Annotated in this window: 15 protein-coding genes; 8 read left to right on the top strand and 7 right to left on the bottom strand. The window is 63.0% G+C overall.

Annotation, left to right across the window (positions count from 1 at the left end; all coding sequences use genetic code 11):
* Window positions 1-43 precede the first annotated feature (43 nt).
* From SM755_RS00285 to SM755_RS00270, 4 genes are all read right to left on the bottom strand, one after another.
* Window positions 44-571, bottom strand: coding sequence for a chemotaxis protein CheD (locus SM755_RS00285; RefSeq protein WP_323170946.1), 528 nt, complete (start codon window positions 569-571; stop codon window positions 44-46).
* A 90-nt stretch (window positions 572-661) separates the two neighbouring features.
* The gene (cheA, locus tag SM755_RS00280) at window positions 662-2755 is read right to left on the bottom strand and encodes a chemotaxis protein CheA (protein WP_323170945.1); all 2094 of its coding nucleotides are present in this window, start codon (window positions 2753-2755) and stop codon (window positions 662-664) included.
* Window positions 2743-3798 (bottom strand): chemotaxis-specific protein-glutamate methyltransferase CheB, encoded by a 1056-nt coding sequence (gene cheB, locus SM755_RS00275; protein WP_323170944.1) that lies wholly within the window; start codon window positions 3796-3798, stop codon window positions 2743-2745. The genes cheA and cheB overlap by 13 nt, the downstream gene beginning before the upstream one ends.
* On the bottom strand, window positions 3798-4079 hold the full coding sequence (locus SM755_RS00270; protein ID WP_006826490.1) for a hypothetical protein: 282 nt from the start codon (window positions 4077-4079) through the stop codon (window positions 3798-3800). The genes cheB and SM755_RS00270 overlap by 1 nt, the downstream gene beginning before the upstream one ends.
* Window positions 4080-4227: 148 nt before the next feature.
* Here SM755_RS00270 and SM755_RS00265 point away from each other — a divergent pair, with 148 nt between their 5' ends.
* From SM755_RS00265 to SM755_RS00245, 5 genes are all read left to right on the top strand, one after another.
* A complete protein-coding gene (locus SM755_RS00265; RefSeq protein WP_323170943.1) occupies window positions 4228-5022 on the top strand; it encodes a ParA family protein in 795 nt (264 codons plus the stop codon).
* Window positions 5019-6263: a chemotaxis protein CheW gene (locus tag SM755_RS00260; RefSeq protein WP_323170942.1), complete on the top strand. Its 1245-nt coding sequence runs from the start codon at window positions 5019-5021 to the stop codon at window positions 6261-6263. Before SM755_RS00265 ends, SM755_RS00260 begins: the two co-directional genes overlap by 4 nt.
* Before the next feature lie 140 nt (window positions 6264-6403).
* Window positions 6404-8080 carry a globin-coupled sensor protein gene (locus SM755_RS00255; protein ID WP_323170941.1) on the top strand — a complete coding sequence of 559 codons (1677 nt, stop codon included), beginning with the start codon at window positions 6404-6406 and terminating at the stop codon, window positions 8078-8080.
* 11 nt (window positions 8081-8091) lie between these two features.
* A complete protein-coding gene (locus SM755_RS00250) occupies window positions 8092-8565 on the top strand; it encodes a chemotaxis protein CheW (protein WP_006664760.1) in 474 nt (157 codons plus the stop codon).
* 125 nt (window positions 8566-8690) lie between these two features.
* A complete protein-coding gene (locus tag SM755_RS00245) occupies window positions 8691-10406 on the top strand; it encodes a globin-coupled sensor protein (RefSeq protein ID WP_323170940.1) in 1716 nt (571 codons plus the stop codon).
* A 220-nt stretch (window positions 10407-10626) separates the two neighbouring features.
* On the opposite strand, the gene SM755_RS00240 is transcribed toward SM755_RS00245, so the two are convergent.
* Window positions 10627-11397, bottom strand: a complete 771-nt coding sequence (locus tag SM755_RS00240) for a bacteriorhodopsin (protein ID WP_323170939.1) — start codon at window positions 11395-11397, stop codon at window positions 10627-10629.
* Between the two features lie 9 nt (window positions 11398-11406).
* Window positions 11407-13053, bottom strand: a complete 1647-nt coding sequence (locus SM755_RS00235) for a methyl-accepting chemotaxis protein (RefSeq protein WP_323170938.1) — start codon at window positions 13051-13053, stop codon at window positions 11407-11409.
* A gap of 351 nt (window positions 13054-13404) precedes the next feature.
* Between SM755_RS00235 and SM755_RS00230 the strand changes: the two genes are divergently transcribed.
* From SM755_RS00230 to SM755_RS00220, 3 genes are all read left to right on the top strand, one after another.
* Window positions 13405-14214 (top strand): protein-glutamate O-methyltransferase CheR, encoded by an 810-nt coding sequence (locus tag SM755_RS00230; RefSeq protein ID WP_323170937.1) that lies wholly within the window; start codon window positions 13405-13407, stop codon window positions 14212-14214.
* A gap of 388 nt (window positions 14215-14602) precedes the next feature.
* Complete coding sequence (gene cheY, locus SM755_RS00225) at window positions 14603-14959, top strand: chemotaxis protein CheY (RefSeq protein WP_006664765.1); 357 nt, start codon at window positions 14603-14605, stop codon at window positions 14957-14959.
* Between the two features lie 6 nt (window positions 14960-14965).
* The gene (locus SM755_RS00220) at window positions 14966-16186 is read left to right on the top strand and encodes a chemotaxis protein CheC (RefSeq protein WP_006664766.1); all 1221 of its coding nucleotides are present in this window, start codon (window positions 14966-14968) and stop codon (window positions 16184-16186) included.
* A gap of 57 nt (window positions 16187-16243) precedes the next feature.
* Here SM755_RS00220 and SM755_RS00215 read toward each other — a convergent pair whose 3' ends face one another.
* Complete coding sequence (locus SM755_RS00215; RefSeq protein WP_323170936.1) at window positions 16244-17128, bottom strand: CheF family chemotaxis protein; 885 nt, start codon at window positions 17126-17128, stop codon at window positions 16244-16246.
* Window positions 17129-17185: the final 57 nt, after the last annotated feature.

Below are 17185 nucleotides of genomic sequence, written 5' to 3'. Positions count from 1 at the left end.
CGGTAAATAAATTCTGGCGGCCCGCCCGGCGACGGGTGGGCGCTCAGAGGCGTCGAACGACGCCGTCCCCGCTCGTCACCGTCAGCGTCTCCGTCGACGGGTCGAACGCGAGCGAGCGGCCGTGGTAGCCGCCGAAGTCCGTCGCTCGAATGCGGACGTTCGCGGCTTCGAGTTCATGCCTGACGGCCGCGACGTTGCGCTCGCCGACGGGTGCGAGCCGGTTGAACTCGAGCATCCGCGCGCCGCCGGCGACTTTGGCCCACGAGCGCGCGGGGTGGCCGCCGTGCTCGCGGAACGCGTCGAGCATCGATTCGATGCCCGTATCGGCGAACTTCGCGTCGGGGTGGGTGCCGTTCGCGTCGGCGGCAGCCGGGAGCATGAAGTGCAAGAGTCCGCTCACGCCGGCGGTTTCGTCGTGGATCGCGACGCCGATACAGGAGCCGAGTCCGCTCGTCTTCAGCGTCGCGCCGTCCGTCGTGAGTGCGAACTCGGCGAGCCCGACTGGGATGGCACCGGTTTCGTCCGGCTCGCGGGTTCCCGGCGGTCGATCGATCCGCGTGTGGTCAGGCATTTCTTGTGTCCTCCGTGTTGTGGTGGTTGGGGTGGTTGTGGGCGGAGTGGTCGTTGTACTGATCCGATGTGACTCCGTACCGGGAGGTGATCACAGCGTATCTACGTCGAGGATCATCACGACTTCGCCCTCGCCGAGGACGGATGCCCCGCTGATCCCGGGCGCACCGCTCAAGACGCCCTCGAAGGGCTTGATGACGACCTCCTCCTGGCCGATAACGTCCGAGCAGCGGATGCAAACCTGTCTGACGTCCTCCTTGATGCGGACGACCATGTCGTCTCCGTCGGGTTCGGTGTCCGGAACGTCGAGGCGGTCGCCGAGCGAGAGCAGCGGGTAGACCTTGTTGTCGTGAGTGACGGTCTGTCGGCCCTCGACCGACTCGAGCGTCACGTCTTCGAACTCGGAGATTTCGTCGATGTTCTTGATCGGAACGCCGTAGGTTTCGTCGCCGGCGGTCACGAACAGGACGCGGACGATGGCGACGCTGACTGGCAGCATAAGCGTGATAGCGGTCCCCTCGTCGGGTTCGCTCTCGACGTTGATCGAGCCGTCGACACCGCGGACGACCTGGTTGACCACGTCCATCCCGACGCCGCGGCCGCTGACTTCCGTGACCTCGTCGGTCGTCGAGAAGCCGGAGTGGAAGATGAGGTCGTAGACCTCGGAGTCGTCCAGAAGCGCGACCTCGTCCTCGCTCATGATACCCTGCTCGACCGCCTTGGAGCGGATTTTCTCCACGTCGAGGCCGCCGCCGTCGTCTTCGACCGTCACGGAGACGCGATCGCGTTCGCGTTCGCCCGAGAGCGTGATCGTCCCCTCGCGGGGCTTGCCCTTGCGTTCGCGCTCTTCGGGCGACTCGATCCCGTGGTCGACGGCGTTCCGGATGAGGTGCATCAGCGGATCGCTCAGTTCGTTCAGGATCGAGCGGTCCATCTCGATATCGACGCCCTCCATCCGGAAGTCGATCTCCTTGTCCTGCTCGCGCGCGAGGTCGCGAACGACCCGCGGGAAGTTGCCGACGATCTTCTTCAGCGGCACCAACCGGATTTCGAGGACGGTATCCTGCAGGCTCGCCGTGATCTTGCCGTGCTCCTCGAGTTCGTCTTCGGCCTCGACGAGGTCGCTGCCTTCGATGATCTTGCGGAGCTTGATCCGGCTCGTGACCATCTCCTCGACCTGGTTGTAGAGCTGATCGACCTGTTCGACATCGACCCGAATGGATTCGACTTCCTTGCTGCTGTGGGTGACGCTCGATTCGCTCGTCGAGTCCGAATCGCCGTCGGTCGACTCGTCGGCGTCGGCGTCGGCACCGGCATCGGTGATATTGTCGGCCGCATCATCCTCGACCCCGCCGTCGCCGTCACTGTTCCCGTCGTCTCGCTCCTCGGCGACGATCCCGTCGGTCACTTCGGCGACGGTGACGCCCTCGACGTACCGGTCGTCCTCGAAGAACGACGCGACGGCGTCCCGGTCCGCGTCCGAATCGGTCGTCGCGACGTAGGCGTCGAAGGCGGCGTCGAACTCGCCGTCCTCGATCGCCGCGTTCGAGGGGACCGTCCGAAGCAACTCGAACTCGTCGTTCGCCGAGTCGATGACGAACATCGCGTCGACCTGGGGCGAGCCGGTGTCGGCGACCTCGAGTGCGGCCCGGTAAACGCTCGTCTCGGCCTCGAGTTCGGCGAGATCGATGTCGTCGGCGAGTTCGGCGAGCGGGACGTCGCGGTCGCTGTCGACGGTAGCTGCGTTTGCTGCCGTCCCGTCAGTAGCGCCAGTCTCGTCGCCGTCGGCTCCAGCAGCCGCCTCCTCGTCGATCGACGCTCGAATCGCCTCGATCGTCTCCGCCGGATCGGTGTTCGTCTCGCCCGTGTCAGAGATTTCCTCGACCATCCGAGCCAGGTGGTCGACGCCGCTGAAGATGAGGTCCATGCGCTCGGCCGTGACCGCGAGTTCGCCGTCGCGGATGCAGTCGAGCAAGTCCTCGATCGCGTGGGCGAGGTTGCTCGCCGTCGTATAGCCCATCACGCCGAAGTTGCCCTTGAGGTTGTGGGCGACCCGGAACACGGTCTCGATGGCATCTGAACTCTCGGGGTCGTCCTCCAGATCGAGCAGGGCGTTGTTCAACTTCTGGATGTCTTCCTGGCTCTCCTGGACGAAGGTGCTGGTCGCGTCGCTCATGCGGACCACCCCCGGAAGGCGTTCGTGATTCCTTCGGCGATCCGGTCCTTCGGAAGGACCATATCGACATCGACCCGTTCGGCGGCGACCTTCGGCATGCCGTAGACGCGGGACGTGTCCTCGTCCTGGACGATCGCCTTCCCGCCGGCGTCCGTGATCGCCGCGAGTCCGGCTGCGCCGTCGGCACCCATCCCGGTGAGAACGACACCGGCGAGATTGCCGGTGACCGTTTCGGCTGCGGTTTCCATCGTTACATCGATCGCCGGCCTGACGTTATGTCGTTTGGGGCCGTCGCCGTGAGAAACGGAAAGCGTCCCGCCGGTCGCGTCGGTCACCCGAAGGTGCGAGCCCCCCTTCGCCAGGACGCCCTCACCGGGGCCGACGGTATCGCCGTCTCGCGCCTCTCGAAAGTCGTACGCCGTTCGGTCGTTGAGCCGTTTTGCGAACCGCTCTGTGTAATGATCTGCCATGTGTTGGACCACCAGTACCCGCAACCCTGCCCGCGGTGGCAGCTCGGACAGCACTCGTTCGACGACCCGCGGGCCGCCGGTCGATGCACCGATGACGAGCGTCGGATCGCAGGGGAACTCGGCGTTGACGGCGATCGGCTGGGGGTCGGACCGCTCGCGATCCGGCCGTCCAGTCTCCATCCCCGCCACGTCCGCCTGCGCGACCGCCCTGACCCGATCGACGATCGTCTCCTGCTGGGACCAGATATTGACCGAGCCGTCCCCCGACGGCTTCGCCAGGAAATCGACCGCCCCGGCCTCCAGCGCGTCGAACGTCGCATCCGCGTTGCGTGTCGTCTGGGAACTGATGACCAGCATCGGAATCGGATGCTCGGCCATCACCCGTTCGATGACCTCGTGACCCGTCAATCCCGGCATCTGGATGTCGATCGTCGCCACGTCGGGATCGTGACGCTCGATGAACTCGACCGCCTCGGTGCCGTCTTTGGCCCGGGCGACCACGTCGATGCCGCCGTCTTCGAGGATCTTTCCGAGCGTCTCGCGCATCACCGCCGAATCGTCCGCGATAACTGCTCGAACCATCAGCTGCGTCTCCCGTCTCCGTGACGGGCAGGCGGCCGATCCTGCACGCAGTGGTGTGTTCCGCCGCGATCCCATCCCGATCGGTTCGCCGTCCACGTCGTCCCGTCCTGTCTCTCCGGTGCCCGAGTCGGACCACCGAGGTTCCTCTCCCGGCGTTCGGTCCACCCGACCCCATCGCCCGACGCGCCAGCACTGACCGCCCGACGGACGGGAGAACCAGCCACCGCGGCCGCCGCAACCGCCGTCTCGACGGTGTCGACGCTCGATCCGTTCACTGCCATGGCACTGGTTTGTAATGACCTCCGCATAAAGCGTTCGGCCGCTGTGGTCCGCCGCGAGCGTGACACCGCAGCCGCCGCCACTACTGCTGTCGCCACGACCCCCCTGGCCGTGTGAGTTATGTAGGCAGAGTTGAAACGACTCACTCGAATGGCGGGAGCTGCTCGGCTGTGTGTGACAAATCAGAAAGGAGGCGTCGGAAAGACGACCGTCGCGATCAACCTCGCCGGTGCGTTGAACGAACTCGGACGGGACGTGCTCTTCGTCGATCTCGATCCGCAGGGCAACGCGACCGAGGGGCTCGGACTGCTCGAGGCCTACGACGACGAGCCGCCGTCGCTGCTCGACGGCCTCGTCGATCCGGCCGGCGTTGAACTCGACGCCTTGCGCCGTGAGCACGCGGAGATGGACGTCGTCACGAGTAACGTCGATATGAACGCGGCCGAATCGACGCTCGTCCAGGAACCGGACGGCGAGACGCGGCTGGATACGCTGCTGGACCGGTTCGAGGCCGACGGCGACTACGACGTCACGATCGTGGACTGTTCGCCACACCTCGGGCTGTTGACGGACAACGCGTTGTACGCGACGGAAAACCTCGTGATCCCGGCGCTCGCCGAACCGACGAGCAAGCGCTCGCTCGAGTTGCTGTTCGACTACGTCGGGGCGCTCGAGATGGACCACGACGTGACGATCGAACCGCGGGCGCTGGTCGCCAACCGGATCGAGAACACGCGGGCGGCGACGGAGATGCTCGAGTGGTTCGACGAGGCGCTGCCGAGCGTGCCGCTGTTTCGGGTCCGAAAGCGAGTCGCTCTCCAGCGGGCGTTCGCTGCCGGCAACTCCGTCTTTGCAGTCGACGAGGAGACGGACATGACCGAGGTGTTCCTCGACATGGCCGAGACGGTCGACAAGCAGTGCAGCTCACAGGAGGTACCGGCATGACCGACGACAGAGCACGACGCATCCGAGAGATGCGCAATCGCGCGACCAGTGGTACCGAAAGCAACGACGCTGAGACGGCGTCCGAATCTGAATCCGAATCCGAGGCTGAAGCTGAGACAGAGACTGAATCGACGGCTCCAACCGAAACCGAACCCACTCCGTCGGGCGCAACGGAGACAGAGCGGGAAACAGCGACCGCTGCCGACGCGGAACCGAACCCGGATCCGTCCGCAAATTCGGATCCGGACACAGACACGGACGCAGACGACGCGGTGAACTCGAGTCGGAACACGGACGCGGCCCACGCAGAAAACACGTCGACAACCGAACCAGCACCTCTCGACGAGACACAGGAGGACGAGGTGGCCGTCACTGATGGCGATGGCATCAGTGCCGAAACCGGCACCGGTGGAGCCGCTACCGAAACTGAGAGCGCACCCGCCGACGCTGCCGCCACCACCGACACCGACACTGGAACCGATACCGACACCGGCGACGTCACAGTCAACTACGACGAAACCGAGACGACCGCCGACGCGACCGTCACCGCAGACGCGACCGCCACCGCCGACGCCAGTGCCAACGCTACCGCGACCACCGAACTCGGCGGCGCAATCGCCGGCCAATCCGCCGTCGCAAACCTCGCAGACGTTGGCTCCGAGCCGACCGTCGACGCCTCGGCCATGATGGAGGATACCGACGGCTACGGCGAGGGCACCGCCGGTCGCAAGAACGAGGTGTTCGAGCAGGGCAACACGCTGATCCACTCCGCCCACGACGACGAGTCGACCATCCAGATGCTCGAGTTCTATCTCAACGAGAACCGATATGCCATCGAAATCGATCGAATCAGCGCCATCGTCGAGATGAAAGACATCACGCGCTTCCCGCGCGGACCGGAAGCGATCGACGGCGTGACGGATCTGCGCGGCGAGATCACGGGCGTTCTCGATCCGACGACGATGCTCGACGTCGAGCGCAACGACCTCTCGGACGACCAGTACATCGTGGTGCTCGAACGCGACGACGACAAGCAGAAACTCGGCGTCCGCGTGACCGACGTCTCCCAGGCGGTCACCTATCGCGACTCCCAGATCGACGAGACGGGCAGCGTGATGGACGCCGCGGGCGACCACCAGCACGACTGCGTCCGCGGCATCATCAAGAAACAGGACGGCGACGACCGGACGACGCTCGTTGCCTGGCTCGACATCGACGAACTCATCGAAACAATCGACTAGGTGAGACGCCGTTGTCCGTTGCGACTCGGGTCTCGATCACCGGTCGAGTAGCCACCGTATATGACTGTTATGGCCGGCCAGCGCCCGTCTCACCCGAATCTGCAAAAACACTTATTTAGCTGACTATCACTGTCACGACTATGCCCAGAACGGACGGCGGAGCCTCCCGTCTCGAGACCGCGGCCGACACCGACCGCGCCACCGAGCGCAACGGCCCGGCCTCGAACGCGGACGGAGACGCCATCGCGAACGTCACCGTCGACCCCGCAAGCGTCGACCGTGCAACCGAACTCGTGTCGCTGGACGCCGAGGACGAGGCCCGACTCGACTCGCTATCACACATCTTCGAGAGTGCTCGATCGGATCTCCCCGAAGCCGCCACCGAGGCCGCCTGTCGCCATCCCGCGGTCTCGACCGCCCTCGACCAACAGCCCGACGCGAGCACGCGCGACCTCGAAGCCGCCCAGTCGGCGCTGCTGGACGGTCTCGAAGGGGGCCGAACCGACGCTGCGTTCTTCGACGACCGGCTGTCGAGTTCAGCCATCGCGACCCTTCTCGCGGCTGGCCCCGACGCCTACATCGGCTCGTTCGGTGCCATCTACGAGACGCTCCTCGCCGAACTCGGTGCTGACGTGAAAGCCGAGTTCGGGAGCGCGGGTGGAGACGGTGTGCCGGGTGGCGATCGTAATCGTAATCGTAATCGTGATCGTGACGACGACACCGGCTCCATCGATGCTACCACCGGTGACGCCGTCGACGACGCCGTCGACGCGGTCGTCGACCGAACGCTCTCGCTGCTGCGCCTGACCCTGGTCGACCAGCAACTCGCGATGCAATCCTACGCGAGCGCCCACGAATCGCAGGTCGAATCGTACGAACGGCAACTCGAAGAGGACGACGCCCGGCTCGCGGAGTACGAGTCCCGACTCGAGGAACAGGCCCGAACTCGCGACGACCGCGAGAACACCCACGCGCGCATTCAGGACACGCTCAGCGACGCCGCGAACTCGACCGCCGCCGTCACCGACCGGACGACCGAGATTTCCGACCTTGCGAGCGAGCAGTCGAACGCGATGAACGAGATCGCAAGCGAAGTCTCGGGCCTCTCGGCGACGGTCGAAGAGATCGCCTCGAACGCCGAGGAGGTCAGTGCGACGAGCGAACGCGCCGAGGAAATCGCGAACGACACCACGGACACGGCCGAGGAGGCCATCGACCAGATGGAAGGTGTCGAGGAAGCCACGGACGAGGTGACGGCGGATGTCGAAGACCTGCGCGAGAGCGTCCAGAAGATCGACGAGATCGTCGACGTTATCAACGACATCGCCGACCAGACGAACCTCCTCGCGCTGAACGCCTCGATCGAGGCGGCGACGGCTGGCGAGGCCGGTGACGGCTTCGCCGTCGTCGCAAACGAGGTCAAGTCCCTCGCCGAAGAGTCCCAGGAGGAGGCAAAGAACATCGAGCGGATGATCGACCAGATCCAGGACGATACCGAGGAAACAGTCGAAAGCCTCGGTACGGCGAACGAGCGCGTCTCGACCGGCGTCGATCTGGTCGAAGAGACGGTCGACAATCTCGAACGGATCGAAGACTCGGTCCAGGAGGCGAGTACCGGCATCCAGGAGGTCGCGACGGCAACCGACGACCAGGCCGCGAGCACCGAGGAGGTCGCGAGCATGACCGACACCGCGATGGAACAGTCCCAGCAGGTCGTCGACAGCCTTGGAACGATCGACGAGCACGCGACGACGGTCGAGGACCTGCTCGAGGAGATCGAAACCGACGTCCGTCGACTCTCGATGGACGCGAACTGATCACTACCGCCATGAGCACGACGAACACGGACGACGGCACGCAACAACCCGACGAGAGCCAGACGGACGCAACTGCGAGTGCGAGCGCACACGTCCTCGAGTTCGATCTCGGCGAGAATAGGTACTGCGTCGATATCGGGTACGTCGCGGAGATCGTCAACACCGACGAGTTGACGCCGATCCCGAACACGCCGGCCCACGTCGAGGGCGTGATGGATCTGCGCGGCGAGACCACGAAAATCGTGAATTTGCGGACGATTTTCGGCGAGGACGCCGGCGATGAACTCGGGAGTCGGATCATCGTCTTCAAGCGAAAGCGCGGGTCGACGGATCGGATCGGGTGGCTCGCGGACGAGGTCCACCAGGTTCGACAGCTGGAGACGGACGCCGTGGATACGTCGGTCGAGGGGGACGGGATCGCGGGGATCGTTCGCCAGGACGACGAGTTCGTCCTGTGGATCGATCCGACGGCGGTTCGGGTGTGAGTCCCTGACGCGTGGACCGGCCGCCCGAGAGCGGTACTCGGTTCGGGGGTGCCGACTCCGACCGGGCGTCCCCACTCGGCTGCCTGCCACCAAGTATATGATCGGACCGGCGAAAGTGGGGACTAATGCGTACGCAACGCGACGAGCAGCGGGATCGGAACCGGGAGTCGGGTCCGAATGCGGATTCGGATTCGGATTCGGATTTGGATTTGGATTCGAACGGCGGAGCCGAGTTCAAGATCGACGCGACGAATCGGGGGCAGGTCGCCGGGGAAGCACTCGCCGACGAAATCGGTCTCGATCGTCGCGAGATTGAGTGGCGAAAAGAGTTCACCGGCTTCGGCCCCGAAGACGCCGACCGGCTCGAATCGATGGAATCGCTCTTCGACGACATCGCCGACGAACTCGTCGCGGAGTTTTACGATCACCTGCAGTCGGACGCGGCGGCGACGGCGATCATCGATAGTTCCTCGAAGTCAGTCGAGGCGCTCAAACGAACTCAGGCCGAGTATCTCAGGGATCTCGGCCGCGGCGAGTACGGCAAACAGTACGTCGAGCGCCGGGCCAGGATCGGCAAGATTCACGACATGCTCGATCTGGGACCGAAGTTCTATCTCGGCGGCTATACCATCTACTACGAGGGCATTCTCGATGCACTTGCCGACGAGGCGAAAGCCGATATGGAAGCGGCGGCTGTCTCCGCCGGTGCGGCTGAAACCGACGTTGAAAGCGGCGTTGAAAACGGACGGAAAAGTGGGAGCGAGACTGGGGCCGAGATCGCAGGGACAATCGACGCAAGCGACAGCGACGACCCGCTCGTTCCGCTCTCGCAAGCCCGTGCGATGGTCGACGAGATGGTCGAGCACTCCCTGTCCGCGCTCAAACTACTGAACGTCGACCAGCAGATCGCGATGGACACCTACATCACCGCCTACGCGGACGTCGAGGCTGAACTCGAGCACCGAACGCACGTCTCGCAGAACGTCCAGCAGTCCGTCACTGAACTCCGGGAGCGGTCGGCGGAGGTTTCGGACCGCTCCGGTGAGATCAGCGAGTTGGCGGCCAGCCAATCGGACGCGATGGGTGAGATTTCGAGCGAGGTCGCGGGACTCTCGGCGACGGTCGAGGAGATCGCCTCGAACGCCGAGGAGGTCAGTGCGACGAGCGAACGCGCCGAAGAAATCGCGAACGATACCATGGACACGGCCGAGGAGGCCATCAACAAGATGGGCGTTGTCGACGAGGCGGCGGATGAGGTGACGGCGGACGTCGAGAACCTGCGCGAGAATGTCAAGAAGATCGACGATATCGTCGACGTGATCAACGATATCGCCGATCAGACGAACCTGTTAGCGCTGAATGCCTCGATCGAAGCGGCAACGGCAGGCGAGGCCGGTGACGGCTTCGCCGTCGTCGCCAACGAGGTCAAGTCCCTCGCCGAGGAGTCCCAGGAGGAGGCGAAGAACATCGAGCGGATGATCGACCAGATCCAGGACAATACCGAGGAAACCGTCGGGAGTCTCGAAACCGCAAACGACGAAATCGAGAGCGGTGTCGAACTGGTCGAAGAAACCGTCGACAATCTCGAACGGATCGAAGAATCGGTTCAGGAGGCAAGTACCGGCATCCAAGAGGTTGCGACGGCGACCGACGACCAGGCCGCAAGCACCGAGGAGGTCGCGAGCATGACCGATACTGCGATGGATCAATCACACGAAGTCGCCGACGAGATCGAGGCGATCGTCGAGCAAAACGATCGGGTCGACGAGCTGGTCGACGAAATCGACTCGGAAGTCGATCGACTCGCACAGGACGAACTGTCGAGCGATCGTCGCCACTGAAAGCCACTGACAGTCAGTACACCGAATCGCACGACCGCTGTGTAGTAGTGTGTAAACAGTTTCAGCTGGTACTCCAGGCGGGCTCTCGAGTTCAGTTGCAGTTGGTGGCGGGGATCACGAGTATCGAACGGAGCGGTACGAATTGAACGGGCGGAAAGCGTCGAGCGAAGACGGGGAGGACGGGAGGTCGGTGGAGAAACGAGCGGCCGAGCCGCGCGGCTCACTCTGCGGGGTGAATTGTCTCGGGAACGTCGCCGGCACTGTCGCTATTGCTGGTGGTATCGCCCGCAGTCGGCGGTGGCGAGTTCATCGAAGCGGCCGGTGCGGTATCGCCGAGTGTAGTCGCGCTCTCGAGAACCAGGCTGCCGAAGCCGGCGAGCCAGACGATATCGAGGTACGTCGCGAGCGTCTGGCCGACGAACGCGTCGGTAAACGCGAGGTTTTGCTCGGACAGCATCCCCGTCACGAGGAGGCCGACGAACACGAGGACGGTCAGTTTTTTGAGGCGGGTGTACAGCAGCGTTCGTTCACTGCCAGTTCGTTTCTCACCGGGTGCGAGCGGCCCGTACAGCACGCTGGCCAGTGCGATCACCCCGGCCACGATGACGAGCGAGACGAGCGTTCCGGCACGCCCGCCGAGAATCCAACTCGCCACCGTCGCCCAGAGACTGGTCAGAATCGCGCCGAACGCCGCCAGCGTATACCGGCGGTCTGCACCCGAAACGGCACCAAGGACGTAACAAACCGTACCCCAGGCGATCGAGTACCCCAGAAACCGTGCGATGGACTCCTCGCGACCGGTCGTCGTCACGGTCAGCAGCTCCGCAGCCATGAGCAGATACGCCACGCACATCGCAGCGCACGCACCGACGACCGCGTAGCCGTACCGTCGCGAGTTCACCGCGAGTCGGCGCGTCCGGACGAGGAAGCCGACGGTCATCGCCGCGAGGATCGCACTCGTGAGCGTGAAGGTGGTGGTGTGTTCGATCATCGGCACTCGTCAGTCGTCACCCGCGCCGGGGACGCCAGCCGCGGCCGGCGTCACACCAGTCTGTCTCTCGATCGTGAACGTCGCAAGCAGTTCGTTCAGCCGCTGTGCCTGCTCGTCGAGGTCGCCTGCCATCGACGAGACGTTCTCGGTCGTCGCCGTCGTCTCCTCGGCTGCAGCCGCGACCTGTTCGGATTGGCTACTCGTCTCCGCCGAGACGCTGGTCACGTCGTCGACGATCGTCGCGAGTTCCTGGGCTGAACTCGCCTGGTCGTCTGCAGTCTGGGCGATTTCCTGAATGCTCGCGTCCATCTGATCCGCTTCCGTGGTGATCGTTTCGAGCTGGGATTGGAGTTCCTCGACGCGCGTTGCGGTCATCTTGATGTTCGAGTCGACCGTCGTAATCTCGTCTGCAGTCGTCTCGGTTCGGTCGCGGATCGATTCGAGCGTGCCCTCGATTTCGTCGACGGCGTCCATCGTCTCCTCGGCGAGGGCCTTGATCTCGTTGGCGACGACGGCGAAGCCGTTCCCGCTCTCGTTCGCGCGGGCCGCTTCGACGTTCGCGTTCAGCGCGAGGAGGTTCGTCTGATCGGCGATGTCGTCGATGAGCGAGATGACTTCGCCGATCTGATCCGCCTCGCGGTTGAGTTCGTCGACAGTGCCGACGACGCGTTCGGTCGTCGCAACCAGTTCGTCGATGTTGTCCGCCGCGTCGGCGGCAGCGTTTTGGCCGTCATCCGCCAGCGTCGACATCTCCTCGGACTGGGTCGCGATTTCGGAGGTCGTCGCGGCGACCTCTTCGGTGGCCGCGGAGAGGTCGCTGACCTCGCTTGCCGCAACTTCGAGGTCGTCGGTTTGTCCCGCCGCCCCGTCCGCGATTTCCTGGACCGACTCGGCGACTTCCTGGCTGGCTGCGCGGATCTGCTGGCTCGAGCCCTGGAGATCCGCGGACATCTCATCGACCGTCTCGCTCGTCTCCTGAACCTCGATGACGACATCGCCGATCTGGTCGAGCATCCGATTGAACGAGTCGGCGATCGCTTGCATAGCCTCGTCGTCGACCTGCGGATCGAGGCGCTGGCTGAGATCGCCGTCGGCACACTCGTCCATCACGGCCGAAAAGCGCTGTGCCTCCTCGACGAGGAGGTGGTTCTGGCGCTCGGCCTGGTGCTGGAGGTCTTGAATCCGCTCTCGCTCGGCTTCCAACTGTTCGGCCTGCTGCTCGGCCTCTTGCTGGGCCGTTTGCGCCCGCTCTCGTTCGCTTTCCATGTCCTTGATCGTCGTCTCGAGGGAGTCACGCATCGTCCCTACCGACCCGTACAGGCGGCCGATCTCGTCGATGCGATCGGTTTCTACGTCCACGTCGAACTCGCCATCACCGATCCGCTCGGCGCTGTCACCGAGTTGGCGAAGCGCGAGCGCGACGTTGCCGCCGAGGACGATCCCGACGAGCCCGAGGTTGACCGAGAAAACGACCAGTAATCCGGTCAGCGCGGCGATGGCTCGATCCTGGACTCCGTCCGCCGGCCCGTTGACGATGTGGAGGCCGAACAGCCCTCCGAATCCGATCGTCACGGCGGCGACACAGCCCAGCGCGACGGCTATTTTAACACTATACTGGCGTCGAATCGTCGTTGGTATCAGTGAATCGAGTTGCATCCCGTAGTCTCCTCGCAGCGGTGGTATAGGGCCCGTTCAACCGGCTGGCTGAACTGACTCTCGATAGTACCGTATCCCTCACACTCGGCGTACATAACCGTTGTTGCCAGCGACTCGGACGACGAGACACGACACCACAGGCCAGTCACTTCCCACTCGAACTACGGCAGCCTCCACGTTAGTGTCACCATCAGGTCCTCGGTATCTCGGGGCTTGCCGGCGATTTCCGCGTTGAAACTCCACCACATATATTCGAATACACATATACGAAGCAACGATTTAAGACACGTAAGACGGCTACACAGTGCCGGAAGATTATTATTGCACAAAATCTGAGAATTACGTAGAACCGTGACTGTCGACGACTCGTTCACTGCGCTTCTCGATTATATGGAAACCGAACTGGGATTTTCGACTAGCCACTACAACGATAGCTACCTCGACCGACGAGTCACGGCTCGACTCCGGCGAACGGAGTGTGACGACTACGACGAGTACTTCGAGTATCTCCGGGCGAACGCCGACGAACAGGCAGCACTGCTCGATTCGATGAGTATCAACGTCACGGGCTTCTTTCGCAACCCAGAGGTCTGGGACGGCCTCCGAGATGTGCTCCGAACGCTTTCGGCGAGCGAACGGCGACTCACCGTCTGGAGTGCCGCCTGTGCGGACGGGCGCGAACCCTACTCCCTCTCGATGCTCGTCCACGACGACCCTCAGATCGACGAGACCGCCGTCGAAATCCTGGCGACCGACATCAGCGAGGACGCACTCGATGTCGCCCGCGAAGGCGTTTACGAGGACTCCCGAACGACCGACCTCGGCGGTGAACTCGGGTTCCTGTCGAACTACGAGCAGTACGTCGACCACGATCCCGACGCCGACACGTATCGCGTCCGCGAGTCGGTCAAACGATCCGTCACCTTCGAACGCCACGACCTCATCAGCGGTGCGTCGAAATCCGGGTTCAACCTCGTGACCTGCCGGAACCTGTTTATCTACATCGACACCGAGTACAAGCGCTCGATGCTCGAGACGATCGCCCGGTCGCTTCGCCGGGATGGCTATCTCGTCATCGGCAAAAGCGAGACGATTCCACCGGCCCTCAAGTCCACGTTCGAGGCCACTGACAACCGCCATCGAATCTACCGCCGAACGTAGACCGAGTAACGCGTTTGTTTTCCCCGCCGCCCGGATGTACTAACCCGTATTCTCGCTTCTATTATCAGATAGAGAACCGGTTTATGCCCATACGGTTGTAAAGCTTATGGCCGTTCGGCAGTGCAGTCGACCGGGACCGTCCCCAGTCGGGCGGCATACGGGCAGTGTCAAAGCCGCTATCCCCGATTATCTCGAACACCGATCTTTCGGCCCTCCTGATTTCCGTCACACGCTCGATTTACACGCCTCACCAGCCATCAGTTACACGCACCGCCATCCACAGCACTAACGACGACTCACCGGTGCTCTCACAGCCGTGTTTATCACAGCATCCAGTGTCATTATCTTGGTCAATATCATTAAGTAATCTGAGTGTATTGACTCGTCCATGGATGTGCTGATCACGGACGATTCCGGCTTCATGCGGGATCTCCTCCGTGAAATCTTGGAGGAGGACCACACCATCGTCGGCGAGGCCGAAAACGGGGTCGAAGCCGTCGAGCTCTATCAGGAAGAACAGCCGGACATCGTCTTTATGGACATCGTGATGCCGATCAAAGACGGGATCGAGGCGACCGACGAGATCACCGATATGGACTCCACCGCAAAGGTCGTCATGTGCACCAGCGTCGAGCAGGCCGAGCAGATGAAAGACTCGATCAAAGCCGGTGCCGAAGGGTACATCACGAAACCGTTCCAGAAGGAAAGCGTCCTGGAAGAACTCAACAGCATCGCCGCCGAGTAATTCTCCATGCAAATCGACATCCGCGAGCTCGAGACCTACCAGGAACTCGCTCACGACGGTGCCCGATCGGCCGCCGAGTCGCTCTCCCAGCTCACCGGCATCAGTACGACCGTTCAGGTGACGAACGTCTCCCTGATGGCCTCATCGGATCTCCAGTACGAGTTCATCGGCAACGAGTACGCCGGCGTCAACATCGACCTCTCTGGGGAAATCGCGGGCGAGGTCGTCCTGGCGTTCGACGAGCAGGGGCGCAAGGCCATCACGGACGAACTCGTGCCGGCCGACGATCCGGCGAAGAAAAAGAGCAGCATCAAGGAAGTGGGCAATATCATGTCCAGTGGCTTCGTCGACGGCTGGGCGAACTACCTGAACGCGAAGATCAAGAGTTCGCCGCCGGCGTACATCGAGGGGACGGGTACCGACGTGCTCCCGAAGTCTGCGACGAACGAGGAGAATTACCTGTTCGTCTTCCGGAGTCGCGTCGAGGCGTCCCACGACGGGGTCAACGAGCCAATCGACTTTCGAATCCTCCTCGTTCCCGACTCGAGTTCGCTCGAGCGGGCGTTCGAGCCGAAGACCGACGACATCGTCTCGGTGGAGAAGCTCAAGGTTTTCAACGACATGACCAAGGAGGGGGCGGAGAAAGCCGCGACGAACATCACGTCGATGACCGGCATCGATACGACCGTCGAGATCAGCCGGCTGACGCTGGTGCCGATCGAGGACATTCCGATGGAGGTCGGCAACAAGCGCTACGTCGGCACGGTTATGCCGTTCGACGGGAAATTCAGCGGGAATCTCGTGATTCTCTTCGACCAGCCCTCCGGCCGGGCCGTCGTCGATTCGCTCGTGCCGATGGAGACCGACGAGCAGTGGGGGTCCGTCGAACAGGGAGCGTTGAAAGAACTCGGCAACATCATGACCAGCGGGTTCGTCGACGGCTGGGCGAACGTGTTGAACGCCGAGATCAAGCACGAACCGCCCCAGTTCGTCGCCGACACCGGCTCCTCGATCATGACGCCGATCACGGCCCAGATGGCCGAAACCGACGACCACGCGTTCATGCTCGATTCGAACATCCAGACCAACAGCGACCAGGTGTTTACCTGTCAGATGCTCGCGCTTCCGCGCCGCGCCGAACTCAAGCAGGCGCTCGACGATCTGCTGATCGAGAACTCGGAGAATACGCGCGTGGATCCGGACGAACTCTTCGACCGCCAACGATAGCGCGTCGTTCGTCGTTTCTTTCTCTTTCTCTATCTTTCTCCCCGTTCGACCCGAACCTCAGGCGTTGACGTCTTCGATCCGTTCGCTCACGATAATCCGTCCCTTCGCCGTCAGCGACAGCCCGTTGCCGTTCTCGAGCACGAGGTCTTTGTTCTGGACCGAGTTCAACACGTTCGTCACGTAGGCCGGGTCGCCGTCGAGCATGTTCGTAAAGTCGATGTCGCCGCCCGTCGCGTGAATGCCGACCAGCACGCGCTTTTCGGGGTTCGTCAGATCGATATCCGCCACCTCCTCGCGCAGGTCGTCGAACTCGAGGCGGAGGAATCGGCCGAGCAGGTTGACATACTGGCTCTTGGTTGGCGAAATCAGCGAGGTTTTGGTCAGTCCGGCGTCGGTGTCGGTGTCGATGTACTTGACGACCAGCGTGACGCGGTCGTCGCGGTCGCCGAGTTTGTTCGAGCGCTCGATTCGCATGACTGTTTCGACGTCGAAGCTGAACGTGTCGCGTTTGGTCGTGACCTCGATTTGCCGGTTCTTGATGCGGATCTTTCCCGGGACGACGGGAGTGTCTTTCACGCGACCGCCGACGCGTGACGGATGTTTGACCGCCGCCTTTCGGCCGTTGAGCAGACAGCGAAAGAGAATCGCGACGAAGGTGTCGACGGTTTCGCCCGTGCTCTCGATGACCGCGCTTCGCGTCCGGCCGTCCACGTCGTACCCGATCGTGACCGTGTCGTCGAAGAACTGCTTGACGTGGCTCGGAACGTTGCCGACGTTAATATCGATCACCGTCGAGAGCGGAATCGTCGTCTTGTCGTCGTTCGTCGCGAGAACGAGCCGCCGTCTGGTCATGATGATCCGCCCCGACGTTGGCGTGGCCGGCGACTCACCGTGGTTGCGGAAAAACCGGCCAGTAAAGTCGGCGACGACGTCTTCAGTCATACACCGTTCTTCTAGGCGAAATCTCTTAGCTCTTTACACGACGGCCGCTGACGAACT

Origin of the sequence: Natrialba sp. PRR66, assembly GCF_034808065.1 — an archaeon.
Classification (GTDB): Archaea; Halobacteriota; Halobacteria; order Halobacteriales; family Natrialbaceae; genus Natrialba; species Natrialba aegyptia.
Note: the sequence above shows the minus strand (reverse complement) of the source record. Positions and strands in the feature narration are given on the sequence as shown.

What these genes read in the sequence shown, in the direction of transcription:
- SM755_RS00285 (WP_323170946.1), bottom strand. Translation starts at nt 571, where the DNA reads ATGCCTGACCACACGCGGATCGATCGACCGCCGGGAACCCGCGAGCCG.
- cheB (WP_323170944.1), bottom strand. Translation starts at nt 3,798, where the DNA reads ATGGTTCGAGCAGTTATCGCGGACGATTCGGCGGTGATGCGCGAGACG.
- SM755_RS00270 (WP_006826490.1), bottom strand. Translation starts at nt 4,079, where the DNA reads ATGGCAGTGAACGGATCGAGCGTCGACACCGTCGAGACGGCGGTTGCG.
- SM755_RS00265 (WP_323170943.1), top strand. Translation starts at nt 4,228, where the DNA reads ATGGCGGGAGCTGCTCGGCTGTGTGTGACAAATCAGAAAGGAGGCGTC.
- SM755_RS00260 (WP_323170942.1), top strand. Translation starts at nt 5,019, where the DNA reads ATGACCGACGACAGAGCACGACGCATCCGAGAGATGCGCAATCGCGCG.
- SM755_RS00255 (WP_323170941.1), top strand. Translation starts at nt 6,404, where the DNA reads ATGCCCAGAACGGACGGCGGAGCCTCCCGTCTCGAGACCGCGGCCGAC.
- SM755_RS00250 (WP_006664760.1), top strand. Translation starts at nt 8,092, where the DNA reads ATGAGCACGACGAACACGGACGACGGCACGCAACAACCCGACGAGAGC.
- SM755_RS00245 (WP_323170940.1), top strand. Translation starts at nt 8,691, where the DNA reads ATGCGTACGCAACGCGACGAGCAGCGGGATCGGAACCGGGAGTCGGGT.
- SM755_RS00240 (WP_323170939.1), bottom strand. Translation starts at nt 11,397, where the DNA reads ATGATCGAACACACCACCACCTTCACGCTCACGAGTGCGATCCTCGCG.
- SM755_RS00235 (WP_323170938.1), bottom strand. Translation starts at nt 13,053, where the DNA reads ATGCAACTCGATTCACTGATACCAACGACGATTCGACGCCAGTATAGT.
- cheY (WP_006664765.1), top strand. Translation starts at nt 14,603, where the DNA reads ATGGATGTGCTGATCACGGACGATTCCGGCTTCATGCGGGATCTCCTC.
- SM755_RS00220 (WP_006664766.1), top strand. Translation starts at nt 14,966, where the DNA reads ATGCAAATCGACATCCGCGAGCTCGAGACCTACCAGGAACTCGCTCAC.
- SM755_RS00215 (WP_323170936.1), bottom strand. Translation starts at nt 17,128, where the DNA reads ATGACTGAAGACGTCGTCGCCGACTTTACTGGCCGGTTTTTCCGCAAC.